General features: G+C 62.7%; 9 protein-coding genes. 3 read left to right on the top strand and 6 right to left on the bottom strand.

Translation table 11 applies throughout. From position 1 onward, the window contains the following. Positions 1-459: 459 nt before the first annotated feature. The gene (locus tag GVL52_RS24345; protein ID WP_160011863.1) at positions 460-2,400 is read left to right on the top strand and encodes a M23 family metallopeptidase; all 1,941 of its coding nucleotides are present in this window, start codon (positions 460-462) and stop codon (positions 2,398-2,400) included. 361 nt (positions 2,401-2,761) lie between these two features. On the opposite strand, the gene clpB is transcribed toward GVL52_RS24345, so the two are convergent. The 5 genes from clpB to rocF form a co-directional block, all read right to left on the bottom strand. Further along, the gene (clpB, locus tag GVL52_RS24340) at positions 2,762-5,356 is read right to left on the bottom strand and encodes an ATP-dependent chaperone ClpB (protein WP_160011861.1); all 2,595 of its coding nucleotides are present in this window, start codon (positions 5,354-5,356) and stop codon (positions 2,762-2,764) included. Between the two features lie 305 nt (positions 5,357-5,661). Then, positions 5,662-6,144, bottom strand: a complete 483-nt coding sequence (locus GVL52_RS24335) for a chemotaxis protein CheW (protein WP_160011859.1) — start codon at positions 6,142-6,144, stop codon at positions 5,662-5,664. A 214-nt stretch (positions 6,145-6,358) separates the two neighbouring features. Further along, on the bottom strand, positions 6,359-7,132 hold the full coding sequence (locus tag GVL52_RS24330) for a glycerophosphodiester phosphodiesterase family protein (RefSeq protein WP_160011857.1): 774 nt from the start codon (positions 7,130-7,132) through the stop codon (positions 6,359-6,361). A 66-nt stretch (positions 7,133-7,198) separates the two neighbouring features. After that, complete coding sequence (gene rocD, locus GVL52_RS24325) at positions 7,199-8,398, bottom strand: ornithine--oxo-acid transaminase (RefSeq protein WP_160011855.1); 1,200 nt, start codon at positions 8,396-8,398, stop codon at positions 7,199-7,201. A 54-nt stretch (positions 8,399-8,452) separates the two neighbouring features. Further along, entirely contained in the window at positions 8,453-9,388 is a 936-nt protein-coding gene (gene rocF / locus GVL52_RS24320) for an arginase (RefSeq protein ID WP_160011853.1), read from the bottom strand. A gap of 123 nt (positions 9,389-9,511) precedes the next feature. Between rocF and GVL52_RS24315 the strand changes: the two genes are divergently transcribed. After that, a complete protein-coding gene (locus GVL52_RS24315) occupies positions 9,512-9,940 on the top strand; it encodes an Lrp/AsnC family transcriptional regulator (RefSeq protein WP_160011851.1) in 429 nt (142 codons plus the stop codon). Between the two features lie 182 nt (positions 9,941-10,122). After that, complete coding sequence (locus GVL52_RS24310) at positions 10,123-10,476, top strand: HNH endonuclease (protein ID WP_160011849.1); 354 nt, start codon at positions 10,123-10,125, stop codon at positions 10,474-10,476. A gap of 109 nt (positions 10,477-10,585) precedes the next feature. Here GVL52_RS24310 and GVL52_RS24305 read toward each other — a convergent pair whose 3' ends face one another. Beyond that, complete coding sequence (locus GVL52_RS24305; protein ID WP_160011847.1) at positions 10,586-16,693, bottom strand: translocation/assembly module TamB domain-containing protein; 6,108 nt, start codon at positions 16,691-16,693, stop codon at positions 10,586-10,588. Positions 16,694-16,753: the final 60 nt, after the last annotated feature.

The following is a 16,753-nucleotide window of genomic DNA, read 5'->3' as shown; positions in this document are numbered from 1 at the left end:
AGCCCCAAACCTCAATCAGCATCGCAGCCAATTCGGAAACACATGAGCGAAAGTCGTCGTCGCCAGCAGCGCCGCCGCCCTCGTTCAGTGAGGCGCTTATACGGCTACCAACCTTTCTAAGTCAACAGCCCAATTCCAGAAAAATCAGCTTTCTGGTATCCATCTGATTTGCTTCGCGAATTTCCAGAGGGGAAAATCGCCGGCGCGAAAGCCGTCCTGTTCCACACACGCCTCCCGCAAGCATATCTCTATAAATAGAGCAGGAAATGCAGAAGACGAGCCCCCGCGCCCTCACATCTTCACAATCCGGTGGTCTCAAGGCAGCGCGGACGGGCATGATCAGACACATCCAGGCCGCATATTTGACTTCTATATGTAAACTATGCACTTTTCCGGCCACCCAAGCGCCCCCAAGGGCCGGTTGACCCGATCAGTTGAAAGGATGCGGACCCCCCTGCCATGCTGACAGAGAAGATGATGATCCGCTCGTTCGGCAACGAGCCGCCGCTTCTCGCTGATGGCAGGCGTGCGCCCGACCGCCGCGAAGTCTCGCTGCGCTGGCTCTCCGGCACCTTCCTGACCGGCATTACCTCAAGCGTGCTGATGGGCGTTGCGCTCTTTGCGGCGCTTGACGGCCGCCAGCAGCTGGCAATCCCCGCCGAAGCCTATGCCAGCACCAGCAGTGCGATCGATGCCGACGCCGATGTGACGCGCGGCGGCCGGCTGATCGCCCCTGCGATCGCTGCCAAGCCTTCCGACCGCAAGATCATGGAAGTCTCGACCGTTGTTCATGAAGGCGACAAGGAAGTCGTGCGCCGCCAGCCTTTTGCGCGCGTGAAGATGACGCTGGCCGCTAACCATGTCGCCACCGAGGATTACCCGGCCTTCAACCCGCTTTCGATCTTCTCCGCCGATGAGCCGGAGCCACAGCCGGGTGTTCGCACCGGCCAGATCTACGGATCGGATGTCGAATCCGAAGTCAGCCTGAAGACCCTGCCGTATCCGGCCGCCAAATCCGACCTGAAAATCGCCGCCGGCATGTCGCTCGACGAGATCGAGGAGAACGTCCGCTCCAACGGCTCTGTCCTGACCGATGGGACTTCACAGGTCGCGGCACTCTATTATGTCGATCCCCGCCGCTTCTCCAACGATGACAACGACGTCGACCTGACCGCCGGCCTGACCGCCCGCGTGCTCGAGCAGAACATGACCGTGTCGGCGCCCGAGACGATCACCCCGCAGACGGAAGAATTTGCCGACGACATCGTACCGGTTCGCCAGGACACGCCGATCGTCAAGGCGATGATGGATTCCGGTTATCCCGAGCCGCAGGCCAAGGGGCTATCGGGCTATCTCGCGCCGATGCTCGGCTCCGAGAATTTGTCGAAGGGCGATGTCCTGCGCATCGGCATCCTGCAGAAGGGCGAACAGGCAAAGATCATCCGCGCCAGCGTCTATCGCGGCACCAGGCACGTCGTCACCGTCGCGCTCGACGACCAGGATCGCTACGTCGCCGGCAGCGAGCCGCCGAAACTCGATGCGGTCACCACCGCCTTCGACGACAGCTCGATGACCGCACCGTCGAACCAGAATCTGCCACGCGTCTATGACGGTATCTACCGCGCCGCTCTGTCCTACGGCATGACCAAGGACATGACGGCGCTGATCATCAAGCTTTTGGCCAGCAGCGTCGATTTCCAGGCCGAGCTGCGCCCGACCGATACGCTGGAAGCCTTCTTCTCGGTGGCCGATGCCAGCGGACAGGCAACCGACCAGTCCGAACTGCTCTATGTCAACGCCCGCTTCGGCGACAGCCAGACCCGATTCTATCGCTTCCAGGACCCGGAAGACGGCTCGATCGACTATTTCGACCAGGACGGCAAGAGCATCCGCCAGTTCCTGCTGCGCAACCCCGTTCCGAACGGCATCTTCCGCTCCGGCTTCGGCATGCGCCGCCACCCGATCCTGGGCTTTGCCCGCATGCACACCGGCGTCGACTGGGCCGCCCCGCGCGGCACGGCGATCATTGCCGTCGGCAACGGCACCGTCGAGAAGGCCGGCTGGGATTCCGGCGGTTACGGCAACCAGACGATCGTGCGTCATGCCAATGGCTACGAATCCTCCTACAATCACCAGAGCGCCATCGCCAAGGGCGTCGTCGCCGGCTCTAAGGTGCGCCAGGGACAGGTGATCGGCTGGGTGGGCACCACGGGTGAATCGACAGGTCCGCATCTGCATTACGAGATGATCGTCAACGGCACCAAGGTCGATCCGCTGCGGGTTCGTCTGCCGGGCGGCAAGTCGCTGGGCGGACCAGCGCTGGCCAAGTTCGAGGATGAGCGCAAGCGCATCGATACGCTGCTCGGCAACCAGCCGCCACCGCAGGTGGCGAGCAAGTAAAGCTGGTTTCGGCGGGCTCCTTTTGCGCAGCAGGCAATTTCTCGGCTTTTGCCAGGCCAGCCCCCTCTGTCCTGCCGGACATCTCCCCCACAGGTGGGGAGATCGGCTGGGCGGGGCCGCTCGTTTCGTTTCAACCGTCATTGTTTGGCGAAGCTCCATCCACTTGCCGATCTTCCTCCTTGTGGGGGAGATGTCCGGCAAGACAGAGGGGGGTGTCACAGGCGCAAAGCTTGAGGGAGACCCTTAAGTCACCAAGCGCCGACGGTGAGAGCGGATGGCCCGCCTCCAGTTCCCGCCAATCCGACGCATACAACAAAAATGGCGGCCGAAGCCGCCATTCTCTCAACTCATAACAGAACGCTTACGCCGCCTCGCTCACCGCATTCCGCGTGCGGAACAGCAGCCGGTCGGTGCCGCCGGTGATCTTCACCGTCGATCCATCCGGCACCTGTCCACCCAGGATCTGCTCGGCCAGCGGATCCTGCACGTATTTCTGGATCACCCGCTTCAGCGGCCGTGCGCCATACACCGGATCGTAGCCCTTGTTGGCCAGCCAATGGGTGGCCTCGTCGTCGAGCTCGATGGTGATCTTCCGCTCGGCGAGTAGCTTGACCAGGCGTTTCAGCTGGATCTCGACGATCGCACCCATTTCGTCCCGCTTCAGGCGGTGGAACAGGATGATCTCGTCGATCCGGTTGAGGAACTCCGGCCGGAAGTGACCGCGGACCATCTCCATCACCTGCTCGCGCACCAGATCGCTGTCGTCGCCGTCCTTCAACTGCGTCAGATACTCGGCACCGAGGTTCGACGTCATGATGATCATCGTGTTGCGGAAATCGACGGTGCGGCCCTGGCCATCGGTCAGGCGTCCGTCATCGAGCACCTGCAGCAGCACGTTGAAGACATCGGGATGCGCCTTCTCGATTTCGTCGAACAGCACGACCTGATAGGGCCGGCGGCGGACGGCTTCGGTCAGCGAACCACCTTCCTCGTAGCCGACATAGCCGGGAGGGGCACCGATCAGCCGGGCCACGGAGTGCTTCTCCATGTATTCGGACATATCCATCCGCACCATCGCCGTGTCGTCGTCGAACAGGAAGCGGGCGAGCGCCTTGGTCAGTTCCGTCTTGCCCACCCCTGTCGGGCCGAGGAAGATGAACGAGCCAAGCGGCCGGTTCGGATCCTGCAGGCCGGCGCGCGCGCGGCGCACCGCCCGTGACACGGCCTGCACCGCATCACCCTGGCCGATCACCGATTTCGCCAGCTCGTCTTCCATCCGCAGCAGCTTTTCGCGGTCGCCTTCCAGCATCTTCTCGACCGGAATGCCGGTCCAGCGGGAGACGATATGGGCGATATTGTCAGGTGTCACCACCTCCTGCACCATGGCGCTGCGGTCATTGTCCTGCTGTTCGGATTCCGCCAGCTGCTTTTCGAGCTCCGGAATGACGCCATAGGTCAATTCGCCGGCGCGCTGGAATTCTCCCTTGCGCTGGGCAATCGCCAGATCGTTGCGGGCATCGTCGAGCTGCTTCTTCAGATCGGCGGCAAGGCCGAGCTTCTGCTTTTCCGACTGCCAGCGGGCGGTCAGCGCATCGGCACTCTCTTCGAGATCGGTGAGTTCGGTCTCAAGCCGCAGCAGCCGGTCGGCCGAGGCGACATCGGTTTCCTTCTTCAGCGCCTCGCGCTCGATCTTCAGCTGCATGATGCGGCGATCGAGTTCGTCGAGCTCTTCGGGCTTCGAATCCACCTGCATGCGCAGGCGCGCCGCCGCCTCGTCCATCAGGTCGATGGCCTTGTCCGGGAGAAAGCGGTCGGTGATGTAGCGGTTCGACAGGGTCGCCGCCGCAACCAGGGCCGAATCCGAGATCCGGACCTTGTGATGCTGCTCGTATTTTTCCTTCAACCCGCGCAGGATCGAGATCGTGTCCTCGACCGTCGGCTCTTCGACGACGATCGGCTGGAAACGACGGGCCAGCGCCGGGTCCTTCTCGACATGCTTGCGATATTCGTCGAGCGTGGTGGCGCCGACGCAATGCAGCTCGCCGCGGGCCAATGCCGGCTTCAGCAGATTGGAGGCGTCCATCGCCCCATCGCCCTTGCCGGCACCGACAAGCGTGTGCATCTCGTCGATGAACAGGATGATGTCGCCGTTTTCGGCCTGCACCTCGTTGAGCACGCTCTTCAGGCGCTCTTCGAATTCGCCGCGATATTTCGCGCCTGCGATCAAGGAGCCCATGTCGAGCGCCATCAGCTTCTTGTCTTTCAGCGATTCCGGCACGTCGCCATTGACGATGCGCAGCGCCAGGCCTTCGGCGATCGCCGTCTTGCCGACGCCGGGTTCGCCGATCAGCACGGGGTTGTTCTTGGTGCGGCGCGACAGGACCTGGATGGTGCGACGGATTTCGTCGTCGCGGCCGATCACAGGATCGAGCCGGCCATCGCGGGCTTCCGCCGTCAGGTCGCGGGCAAATTTCTTCAGCGCGTCAAAGCCCTGTTCGGCATTGGCGCTATCGGCCGTGCGGCCCTTGCGAATCTCGTTGATCACCTGGTTGAGGCCAAGCGCCGTGACGCCGGCATTCTTCAGCGTCGTCGAGGTCGATGATTCCATCGCCAGCGCCTGCAGCAGGCGCTCGACCGTGACAAAGCTGTCGCCGGCCTTCTTCGATGCTTCTTCGGCGGTCGACAGAACCTTGGCAAGCGGTGCGGCAAGATAGATCTGGCCGTTGCCGCCGGAGATTTTCGGCAGTTTGGCAAGCGCTGCATCATTGGCAAGCCGGGCAGCCTTGGCGTCGCCGCCGGCACGCTCGATCAGCGATGCCGCCATGCCCTGATCGTCGTCGAGCAGGACTTTCAAAACGTGCTCAGGCGTAAACTGCTGGTGTCCCTGCGCCAGCGCATAGGTCTGCGCCGACTGGACGAAACCGCGCACCCGCTCGGAGTATTTTTCGATATTCATAATGTACCTCCATAAATCGCCCTGCCCTCATAGGCACAGACCGATGACTGAGATTGAGCTCCCTGAATAGGCAAGCCATGTCTCCTCGCCACTGACAGGACCGGCGGCGAAGAACCTGCTCAGGATATGGTGGGAAGCCGGAGAGGTTTAAAGAGGCGACGACGCGAAAAAGCATGCCCCGGATGCGGCAAATCGGCGGATCGGCGGCAACGGATCATCAGCCGTTCGCGACAGGCCACAAACGCATCGCCCCGCCGGGACGCTTGCTCCGGCGGGGCGATGTGAAACGGGATGCGGCAAGCGTCTTAAGCAGCAGCAATCAGTTCGTCGGTCTCGTTTTCCTTGAACATCTTGGCAAGGTTCAGGAAGCAGATCATGCCGTTTTCGGAAGCGATGATGCCTTCGCAATAGGTGCGGTCGAACGATGCGGTCACCTCAGGCACAGGCTGAACCTGGCTGGACGAGATCGTCAGGATGTCGGAAACGCGATCGACCAGCATGCCGATGACCATGTTGTGCACTTCGGCAACGACGATGGCGCTGCGCTCGTTGGCAACGGTGCTCTTCATGCCGAGCTTGAAGGCCAGGTCGATGATCGGAATGACCGAACCGCGCAGGTTCATGACACCGATGACGTCTGCAGGCGAATGCGGGATTGGCGTCGAAGGCGCCCAGCCGCGGATTTCGCGGATCGTCGTCGTCTTCACGCAGAATTCCTGATCGTGCAGCCGGAACGCAATGATTTCCAGCGTATCGCCACTGAAGCTCGGAGAAGTGATCGTCGTCATCATAATTGTCCCAACTGTCGAAAGCCAGGGCATAAGCAACCACACCACCATTGGCGCGGATGGACTTTGCCTTCAAGCCGCCAGTTCTCTGAAAAAGCAGAGTACCGTTACGGTTACTGCGGACATTAATGAAAGAGTGTTTCCCAAATCTAAACCGGCACAGAAGATTTTTCGCCCGGCGTGGAGTTCGGGCCGGAATAATTGCGGCCAGCCGCTAGTTGGAAGCAAGCTGCTGGTCGGAAGAAAGAGCCGTTCGTGTCAGCAAGCGCGGATCGTCGAGCAGGATGGCGTCGGGGCCGATTTTCGAGATCGTCGCGAGCCCGCCACCATCGACTTCTCCGACAGGAAACGGCGGATATTCCGGCAACGCCACCGATCGTGGCTGGCCGACCATGACCGCAAGACGCAGGCCGGCACGACGAACCGCCGCCGCCCTGTCTGCCGAGGCAGCCCCCTGCCAAAGTCGAAACCAATCGGCACCCACGGCCTGCGCTGCCTCTGCCGAATCCCGGTCATCAAGGAAGGCGAGAATGGCGATATCGGCACTGCGCGCACGTGCAGCGTGGATCAGCGCGAGGCTGCGCAGACCGAGCATGGCGCGGGAGACTGCGTCAGCTCGCTCGATCTCATCGATAACGCGCAAAAGAGCGGCCGCATCGCCGAGCTTGAAATCCAGGAGAACGCCGAGCGAGGCGGAGGCAGCCAGCGCCTCGGACAACGTCATCATCCCGGGCAACAGGCGTCGAAGGCTGGCCAGTTCGACATAGGATACCGCCCGCGGATCGTTGCAAAGCCGGATGAGGTCAGCATCGTGCACGCAGACAACAGCACCGTCGCGGGTCAGCCGGATGTCGGTTTCGATGGCATCGGCCCCGGCAACAGCCGCCGCCTGCAGTGCGGCCACGGTATTCTCCGGCGCAAGTGCGGCACCGCCACGGTGAGCGATGACAAGCGTTCGGCCGGGTGTGCCGGTCCACAGGTCGAGCATGATTAAGGTCCGTGATTTGCGAGCGGGTTCCAACACGTTGCCCGCCCGATCACGCAACCGCAAGCCTCAGGCGATCGTCTTTTCGATCTGCTCCACCGCCCATTCCACCTGCTCCTTGTTGATCACCAGCGGCGGGGCAAGGCGGATGGTGTTTTCGTGGGTGTCCTTGGCGAGCAGCCCGCGCTCCTTCAGAGCATAGCAATATTGCCGCGCGCCGCCGGCCTCCGGCTCCAGTTCGACCGCCATCATCAGCCCGCGGCCGCGCACGTCCTTGACGATGTTGGAGCGGATCGAGCGCAGGCCTTCGAGGAAATAATCGCCCATCCGCTCTGCATTGCCGATCATGTCCTCTTCGGTCAGCACCTTCAGCGCCGCACGCGCCACGGCGCAGGCCAGCGGATTGCCGCCGAAGGTCGAGCCATGCTGGCCGGGCTTCAAGACACCCAGCACTTCCGAATTCGAAAGTACCGCAGACACCGGATAGAACCCACCCGACAGCGCCTTGCCGATCAGCGTCACATCGGCCTCGATGCCTTCATGCTCTTCGGCGAGCAGCTTGCCGGTGCGCCCGAGCCCGGTCTGGATCTCGTCGAGAATGAGCGTCACCTTATGGTCGGTGCAGAGCTGGCGGACCCGCTTGAAATAGCCCGGCTGCGGAATGATGACGCCGGCTTCTCCCTGGATCGGTTCGATCAGAGCGGCCACGGTATTCTCGTTGATCGCAGCCGCAAAAGCATCCGCGTCCCCAAACGGCACCGTGCGGAAGCCCGGCGTATACGGCCCGAAGCCGCTACGCGCATCCGGATCGGTCGAGAAGCTGATGATGCTCAGCGTCCGGCCGTGGAAATTGTCGGAGCAGACGATGATCTCGGCCTTGCCTTCCGGCACGCCCTTGACCTCGTAGCCCCATTTGCGCACCGCCTTGATCGCCGTCTCCACCGCTTCGGCACCGGAATTCATCGGCAGGATCTTGTGCGAGCCGGTCAAGGCTGCCAGCTCCTCGTAGAGATGCGCCAGCTGGTCGTTGCGGAAGGCGCGCGAGGTGAGCGTCAGCTTGCCGGCCTGTTCGACCATCGCCGCCAGGATCTTCGGGTGGCAATGCCCCTGATTGACCGCCGAATAGGCCGACAGGCAATCAAGATAGCGATTGCCATCGGTATCCCAGACATGCACGCCCTCGCCGCGCGTCAGCACCACGTCGAGCGGCTTGTAGTTATGGGCGCCGAGGCGCTGTTCGGTATCGATCAGTTTGGCTGTGGTGCTCATGATCCTGCTCTTTTCTGTGCTGCGCGAGGCGGCTTTACGCTGCGCGGGCGATTCTTATGCTGCACGAGTGGGGCGGTCGAAGATCCGGCGGCCGAACAGGCTCGCGGTCAGTTCCACCAGCACCCGGGCGCTCTTGCCGCGATCGTCGAGAAACGGATTGAGCTCGACCAGATCGAGCGCCGAGACCAGACCGCTGTCGCAGAGCATCTCCATGATCAGATGCGCCTCGCGGAATGTCGCACCTCCCGGAACCGTGGTGCCGACACCCGGCGCAATGTCAGGATCGAGAAAATCGACATCGAGGCTGACATGCAGCAACCCGTTGGCCGCTTCGACCTTGCCTAGAATGTCGCGCATGATCGCGGCAACCCCCATCTCATCGATCGAGCGCATGTCGAAGACATTGACGCCGTGCTTCTGGATCAGTTCGCGCTCCGGCGCATCGACCGAACGGATGCCGACCTGGAAGACATTGCGCGGATCGACCAGCGGCCGGTTGCGCGGCAGCACGTCGGCAAGGTCCGCCTGGCCGCAATAATAGGCGACCGGCATGCCGTGGATATTGCCTGATGGCGAGGTCTCCGGCGTGTTGAAATCGGAATGCGCATCGAGCCACAGCACGAATAGCGGCCGCCCTTGGCTTGCCGCATGCCGCGCCATGCCGGAAACGGTGCCCATCGACAGGCTGTGATCGCCGCCGAGAATGATCGGGAAACGACCGGCCGCGGCAATCTCGTAGACGCCCGCCTCCAGCGCCCGGGTAAAGGCGCCGACGGTGCGCAGATGATGCGCGTTCGGATGGTTCGGCAGGTCGCGCGCCGGCACCACCTGCACGTCGCCGGCATCAGCCACATCATAGCCGAGATCGATCAGCGTCCTGTCAACGCCGGCAATCCGAAGCGCTGCCGGACCCATCGCAGCCCCCCTGCGGCCGGAGCCCTCTTCCAAAGGCGCACCGATAAGGGTGACCGCTCGCGTCTGTGCCTGCATTTCTCTCTCCTGCTGCTTAAGATTGAATATCCAACATCGCGTTGGCGACAAAAAGATGAAAAAGTGTCAGTTTCGAAGGATGATTTGACACTTTGCCAAGTCCGATTTTACAAAGTGAGAACCATGGATGATCTCGATCAAGAACTGCTGAGCGCGCTGCGCCACAATGCCCGCATCCCGGTCTCGTCGCTGGCGGCGATGACCGGCGCCTCGCGCGCCACCGTCGCCGCCCGCATCGACCGGCTGGTCGCCAACGGCACCATATCAGCCTTCACCATTCGCACCGGCCACGAGACCCGCGCGGCGGGCGTTCGCGCCATCGTGCTCATCGAGGTCCTCGGCAAACTGGCCGACAAGGTCGCCGACCAGTTGCGCGGCCTGCCGCAGGTGCGTGCACTTCACAGCACCAACGGAAAATGGGACTTCATCGCCGAACTCGAAGACCGCGACCTCGTTTCCTTCGACGAAACGCTGCGAAGGATCCGACTGATCAACGGCATCAACACCACCGAGACCAACATACTTCTGAAGACCAGAAAAGCCAGCTTCTAGGGCGAAACCAGCGAAGCGTGCGCGGAGCGCTTTCCGTCCGCAAGTTGCGGGAGAAGGCAAGCTCCGCTAATGGAAAAGCCAATAGCCTAAATCTGGAATATCCGGCGTCGCAGAAATCAGTCGCAAAAGTCAGAGCGATGCGGACGCAGGCGAGAACCACTTGGAAAATCGATCGAGGACGGATGGCCCGCAAGAACAGAGACGACATCGAGTCATGGCATGTCGAGCCGGAACCGACGATTTGCCCGATGTGCGAGCGCGTGATCCCCGATGATCAGCAGGACGCCCACCATCTCGTCCCGAAGAGCAAGGGCGGAAAGAAAACCGTTTGCCTGCACCGTGTCTGCCACAACCAGATACATGCAATCTTCACGGATGCCCAACTCGCGAAAAAATTCTCCACGATCGAGGCCATCCTTGAGGACGAGGCCGTGCAGAAATTCGTCGCGTGGATCAAAAGCAAGCCTCCCGGCTTCTCCGACTCGGCGAAGGAATCACGGCAAGGGTCCTTTTCGGGCCGCGGGCGGAAGCAATAGCTGCGAGCTGGCACTTCTTTGGAGTTGCCAGGGCCGGCCGATCGGCGGCACCCGAGCGACCGCGGGAAAAATCCCCGCTGCGCCGAATACGCTTCGCCTGCCCTGAAACTCAATACTCGTGTTCGTAAACCACCCCGGCCTCGCCCGCGCCATTGGCACCGGCAGCGCCCCTGAGCTTCACGCCGCGGCCGACATCGAGATTGATGATCGCCTTGGCGCCGTCCTTGGTGTTCTGCTGCAGTTCGAGATAGGTGCGCTCGTTGAGATAGCGGCCGACGCCGACATTGGTCTGGCCGTTGGCATCGGTGCTGATGTCGAAATCGTCGACGCCGAGCTGGTTGCGCAAACCCTGGAACAGCGAGGTCGAGCGCCCGCCGGCCAGCTGCCCGACGGCATCGGCAAGCTGGGCGATCTGGATGGCAGACAGCTTCGACATCGACTGTCCGAAGATCAGCTGCGCCAGCACTTCGTCCTGCGGCAGCGCCGGCGACGATGAGAAGCTGATCGCCGGATCGGTGGCCAGCCCTGCCACATCGACGGTCAGTGTCGTCGTGCCGGAGGTCGAGGTCGCCGCCATCTGCAGCGCCGGTGTCAGGTCGCCGGCAAAGGTGATGCGGCTCTTGTCGGAGAAATCCAGTCGCCGGTTGAGAATGGTGAGACGCCCGCGCCGCATGGTGAAGCCACCCGACACCAAAGGCACCGCGGCCGTGCCGCGGATCGTCACGCTGCCGCCGAGCTCCGCATCGATGCCGCGGCCGCGCACGAAAATCTGCGAGGGGGCGTCGAGCTGGATATCGAGATTGATGGTGTTCGACTTTCCACGTGCGCCCTCGGGCGTCATGTCGCGGAGCTGCGCCAGCACTGCCTTCGGCGCATTCACATGCCTGATGTCGATCTCCCGCAGCGACGTCGGCAGTTTTTCCGGCACGGTGATCGAGGCCTTTTCGAGCCGCAACTTGCCGTTCAGCGTCGGATTGGCCAGCAGCGGCCCGCGCAACCCGATCGCTCCGTCGACGGTGGCAACCACGAGCGTACCATCGACATAGACGGCCCTGTCGAGTTTCACGTCGATATTGGCGGGGAAGTTGGACGCCGGCTGGATACCGACATCACCGGTGACGGAGATGCTGCCGCCGCTGGCAAGCTGGCCGGTCAGGCGCGAGATCACTGCCCGCTGCCCGTCGAAACGGATATCCGCCGTCAGGTTGTTGATCGCAAGGTTGCGCCGGACATCGACGATCGTGGCGCCGTTGGTCGCAACCGTGCCGTTGATCACAGGTGCTGCCGCGGTGCCCGAAACCTGCAGATTGAACGTCGCATTGCCGGTGGCAACAAGCCCCTGTGCGGCAAGCTGAGGACCGAGAACGGCAAATGGCAAGTTGCCGGTAAAGCGCATGTCGAGGGCGCGGTTGCCGGTAATGGTGACATTGCCGCCACCTCTCAACGACAACCCGGCATCGCCGGCAACAGTCGTATCGACCGTCAGCCTGCCACCGGCCAGCCTGCCATTGGCGCCGATCGAAAGCCCCGAGACACCGGCACCTCTGGTCTGGCTGATCGCGGCATTGCGCCAGTCGAGCCTGAAATCGACATCGGGCAGCGGCAGCTTGCCGGAGGCCGATACCGTGCCGGTGATATTGCCTTCCGCAGCAAGGCCCGGAACGAAGGCATTGGCAAGGCCGGCCGGCAGGTTCGATATGTCGGCCTTCACCGCAAGCGTTTGCGCATTGGCACCGGCGATCACGAAATTGCCGGTCGCCTTCAAGGCCGCGCCGCCACCGAGGCTGGCGGTGAAATCGAGCTTGTTGTCGGCAAGCTTGCCGCTGGCATTGGCCGTCAACGCGCCGACACCCGACGCCCGCGTCTGCGTCGTCGCCGCATTCTTCCAGTCGAGATTGAAGTCGATGATCGGGTTGGCAGGCGTGCCTGTCGTCTTGGCCGTGCCGGAAATCGTGCCCTCGGCACCGAGACCCGGCACAAAGCCGTTCGCCAGGTTCGCCGGCAGATCGGTAATGTCGGCATTGACGAACAGGCCACGGACATTGGCGCCCTCAAGCGACGCCGTTCCCTTGGCTTTCAGCAGCGTCTTGCTGTTGCTGGCAAGATTGGCATCGAAATCTATTTTGTTGTCGGCGAACGTGCCCGTCGCATCGAGGCTGAGTGCCGAGAGATTGGCGCTCTTCGTCTGCCGCGTCGTCGCATTCGCCCAGTTCAGCTTGAAATCGACAGCCGGCAGCGGCAGCGCACCGGACACCTTGGCCGTTCCCGAGATCATCCCGCCGGCATCGAGATTGGGCACGAAGCTGCTGACCAGCGCCGCCGGCAGATTGTTCAGCGTCGCATTGGCCTCGATCGTTGTCGGCCTGGTGCCCTCGATGCCGATCTTGCCCGCAGCATCGAGCGCTGCACCGGCATCGCTGCCGAGCCTGGTGGTGAAATCGAGCGCCTTGTCGGCAAGCGTGCCCTTCACGGCCAGCGCCATGGCGGGCAGCTTCGCCGCCTTCGTCTGGCTGGTCGCCACATCCTTCCAGGCCAGATCGAAATTCGCCTTCGGTTGCTGCAGCGTTCCGGAGGCGGACGCCGTGCCGGAGATCGTGCCAGTGGCGCCGAGCCCGGCCACGAAGCCGTTGGCAAGTCCGGCCGGAAGCTCGGCCAGTGTCGCATCGACCTTGAGATCACTGATGGCAGAGCCCTCAAGCGTCACATTGCCGGCAGCCTTGACCGCCATGCCGCCGGTGGCCGAGACATTGCTGTCGAAAGTCAATCTGTTATCGGCAAACGTCCCGCTCGCAGAGACCGCGACGCCTGCGAGCCCGGCCGCTTTCGTCTGGCTGGTGACCGCATTCTTCCAGTCGAGCTGGAATTGCGCTGCCGGTCGTGGCAGCTTGCCGGCGGCGCCGAAGCGTCCCGAGATCATCCCCTGCGCTGCAAGGTCAGGCACAAAGCTGTTGGCAAGTGCCGCCGGAATGTTGGCAAGCGTACCGTCCACCTTCAGCGTCTGCGCATCGGCGCCCGCAACCACCAGGCTGCCCTCGGCCTTGATCGAGAGGCCACCGCTGCCGCCGGCATTGGCGTTGAAATTGAGCACGTTGTTTTCGAGCTTGCCGCTCGTGGTTACGCCGAGCCCCGAAATTTTCGCAGCCTTCGTCTGGGCGGTCGCGGCATTCTTCCAGTTCAGCTTGAAATCGAGCGCCGGCGCCGGCAGCTTGCCCGACGCTGTGGCGCTGCCGGTGATCGCTCCCTCGGCATCGAGCCCGGGAACGAACGCATTCGCCAGACCCGCCGGAATGTTGACGATATCGGCATCGACCTGCAGCGACTGCGCGTTCTGGCCAGCAGTGACGAAATTGCCGGCGGCTTTCAGCGAGACGCCGCCCTTGCCGCTCAGATCCGTCTGGAAATCGAGCTTGTTGTCGGCAAACTTGCCGTTGGCGCCGATCGAAAGCGCCGAGAGGCCGGCAGCCCTGGTCTGGCTGGTCGCAGCATTCTTCCAGTCGAGCGTGAAATCGGCGATTGGCGCAGCGGGCGTGCCGGTGACCGCAGCCTTGCCGGAAATCGCACCTGCGGCGTCCAGATCGGCCACGAAACTGTTTGCCAGGCTCGCCGGCAATTCCTTGATGATGGCATTGATATCCAGAGTTTCGCCGGCCGAACCGGTGACGCTGACGGACCCCTCGCCGGTTTTCAGCTCCAGCCCGTTCAGGGTCACGGTACCGCCGGTGATCGACAGTTCGGACGGCGCAGAAAGATCGACAGGAATATCGTAGGGCTTTGCCGAAAAGCGCTCGAGCAGAACCCGGGTCGTTCCCGCATTGGCCTCGACCCCACCGGCCGCAACGAGCGGGTGGTTGTCATAGTAGCCGTCGAGATTGAAATTCGTGCGGTTCTGCAGCTGCGTGAAATTCACCGCCAGGCTATCCACCTTGTTGCTGCCCGATGCCACCTCGTCGGCCTTGATCGAACCGTTCGCCGCAAACGCCTTCAGATCGGTGACCGTGACATCGACATTGGGGCTGACAATCGCGAAGTTGCCCTGCTTTAGGCCGCTGCCGGTCGCCGCGATCTTCAGGCCGATCTTGCCCGCATCGTCGGAGATATCGAGCGATCCCTTGAGATCGCCCTCCGCCTTCTGGCCACCGAGTGCTGCGAGCAGTCCGATATCCGGGAAGTCGAATGTCAGCGCTCCGGTCGGCGCAAAGGTCTGCGATAGCTCGACATGTCCCGCCAGGTTGTTTTTCCCGACATTGGCCTTGATCGACGGCAGCAGCGTCCGGCCGTCCTGCTGAAGGATGTCGCTGGCGATATCGATTGACTGGCCGTCGATCTTGCCGGTCGCCGCCAACTGCGCCTTGGGCGCCTTCGGATCGGCCGTTCCGCTCAGCGAGACGTCGAGATCGCTGAGACTGCGCCCTGCCATATCGATCGCCGGTGCCTTCAGGTTTGCGGAGATCGCCAGCGCTGCGAGATCGCCGTTTGCCTTCAGCACGTAGTTCAATTCGCCCTTTGCCGTAGCGAGCAGCTTTTGAACGTCAGGCACACGGCCCGTCACAGTCGCACTCAGCGTCGTGCCATCCAGCACCACATTGCCGGTCGCTTCCGTGAGGCCGGATTTGATGCTGAGGTTCGACAGGTTGATCTTCGAAGGGATGGTGCCTGCGACCTGCGTCTCGATCGTCACCGGCGTCGTGAACCGCGCCGCCACGGCCGGCGGCATCGCCGCAGGCTCGATGGTCAGATTGGCATTGCCGGTCAGCGAATTGTCGGTCAGCTGGTAGGCGCCGTTCAGGCTGGCATTGGCCGACGCGCTCTCGATCGTCGTGCCGTTGAAGCCGATGGCCGAAGGCGAGATCTGCAGCGGCAGCGCGATCGTAACCGGCCCCTGGATCGCCCTGTTGACATCAGGGTTGGCAAAGGTCATGTCGCCGGCCACAAGCCGGATCTGCACCGCACCGGCACGGCCGCTGAGATTGAAATTGTCGCTCTTGGCCGTCAGCTTCACATTGCCGATCGTCGCCTGTGGCAGGATCGCGGTGTCGAGCGAGGCGCTGGCGTTCAGTCGCGACGCCTTGGCGTCCCCCGTCAAGGCAAGATTGACGCCTGATATCAGGAAGCGCGCATCGCCATCCGCCAGCGGCCAGCGGAAATCCACCGGGCCGGATGTGCCGAGCAGATTGGCGTTGAGGCTGTTCTTGCCCTTCGGATCAAGCGTGCCGGAGGCCGCGATCACCACCGCGCCGGTCGCCACATTGCCGGTCTGGATATCGATCTTGCCGGCATTGTCGAAATTGGCGGCAAGATCGATGTTCGTCTGCCCGGCAAACAACGGCCGGAATGCCGCCGGCATCAGCGAGCTCAGATCGCCGCCACCCTTGAGATCGACATGGTGCAGAAGGCGATCCGGCGTCAGCGTATGGCGCGCTTCGATCGCAGCGCGCTGCTGGCCATCGAGCGAGGCCTGCAGCTTGGCCTTCCAGTCCGAGATCGGTCCGTCGCCGTCGAGGCTGATCTCCATCGCCGGGCTGTTCGGCAGGGCCAGCACCCCGGCCAGCAGTCCGCCCTTCGGCTCGTTGAGCTTCGCCTTGACCCGCAACTGGCTGTTGTCAGGCATGAAGGCAACGTCGGCGGTCAGCCTGGCATCGGGAACGTCATGCCGGCGCACCGTCAGATTGGCATCGCCACCGGTATTATCGGCGCGCACGCTGCCATCGGCCGACAGCGTGAAGGCACGACCGATCAGCGATTGCGACAGGCTGATCTGCGGCAGCGAGATGGCATCGACATCGATCTTGACTGGCAGCGAGAAACCACCGCTGTCAGCCGTCTCCGCCTCAGGGCGCGACGGCAATGTGCGAACCGGCCTGCGCAGCACGCGGATGGCCGTGGCCTCGACGCTGGTTGCATGAAAGCGTCCCGTCAGCAGCGCCAGAGGGTTCCAGTTGATCGACAGGCCATCGATATCGGCAAAGGTGCCGCGGGTATCCGAGAGCACGATGCGGCTCGCGCTGAGGCCGCCGGTCAACAGCCCCTGCGGCTCCAGCACCCGGATGGTCATGTCCCGATTGGAGATGATCGACGCGACCTTGTCGACCACCACCCGGGCGCCGAACGAGGTGAAGCCGAAAATGCCGATCGCTACGGCAAGCAGGATCACCACAATGCCGGCGCCGTAACCGAGCAGTCGTGCAATCCACTTGGAGATGTTCGTCAGCATAAGCATGGACCCGGATACTATCCCGTTTTTCTGCAAGGGCCCTCAGCAACAAAAAGCTGCGAGCCT

Origin of the sequence: Rhizobium sp. 18055, from assembly GCF_902706285.1 — a bacterium.
In the GTDB taxonomy this organism is placed as follows: domain Bacteria; phylum Pseudomonadota; class Alphaproteobacteria; order Rhizobiales; family Rhizobiaceae; genus Rhizobium.
Note: the sequence above shows the minus strand (reverse complement) of the source record. Positions and strands in the feature narration are given on the sequence as shown.

What these genes read in the sequence shown, in the direction of transcription:
- GVL52_RS24345 (WP_160011863.1), top strand. Translation starts at nt 460, where the DNA reads ATGCTGACAGAGAAGATGATGATCCGCTCGTTCGGCAACGAGCCGCCG.
- clpB (WP_160011861.1), bottom strand. Translation starts at nt 5,356, where the DNA reads ATGAATATCGAAAAATACTCCGAGCGGGTGCGCGGTTTCGTCCAGTCG.
- GVL52_RS24335 (WP_160011859.1), bottom strand. Translation starts at nt 6,144, where the DNA reads ATGACGACGATCACTTCTCCGAGCTTCAGTGGCGATACGCTGGAAATC.
- GVL52_RS24330 (WP_160011857.1), bottom strand. Translation starts at nt 7,132, where the DNA reads ATGCTCGACCTGTGGACCGGCACACCCGGCCGAACGCTTGTCATCGCT.
- rocD (WP_160011855.1), bottom strand. Translation starts at nt 8,398, where the DNA reads ATGAGCACCACAGCCAAACTGATCGATACCGAACAGCGCCTCGGCGCC.
- rocF (WP_160011853.1), bottom strand. Translation starts at nt 9,388, where the DNA reads ATGCAGGCACAGACGCGAGCGGTCACCCTTATCGGTGCGCCTTTGGAA.
- GVL52_RS24315 (WP_160011851.1), top strand. Translation starts at nt 9,512, where the DNA reads ATGGATGATCTCGATCAAGAACTGCTGAGCGCGCTGCGCCACAATGCC.
- GVL52_RS24310 (WP_160011849.1), top strand. Translation starts at nt 10,123, where the DNA reads ATGGCCCGCAAGAACAGAGACGACATCGAGTCATGGCATGTCGAGCCG.
- GVL52_RS24305 (WP_160011847.1), bottom strand. Translation starts at nt 16,693, where the DNA reads ATGCTTATGCTGACGAACATCTCCAAGTGGATTGCACGACTGCTCGGT.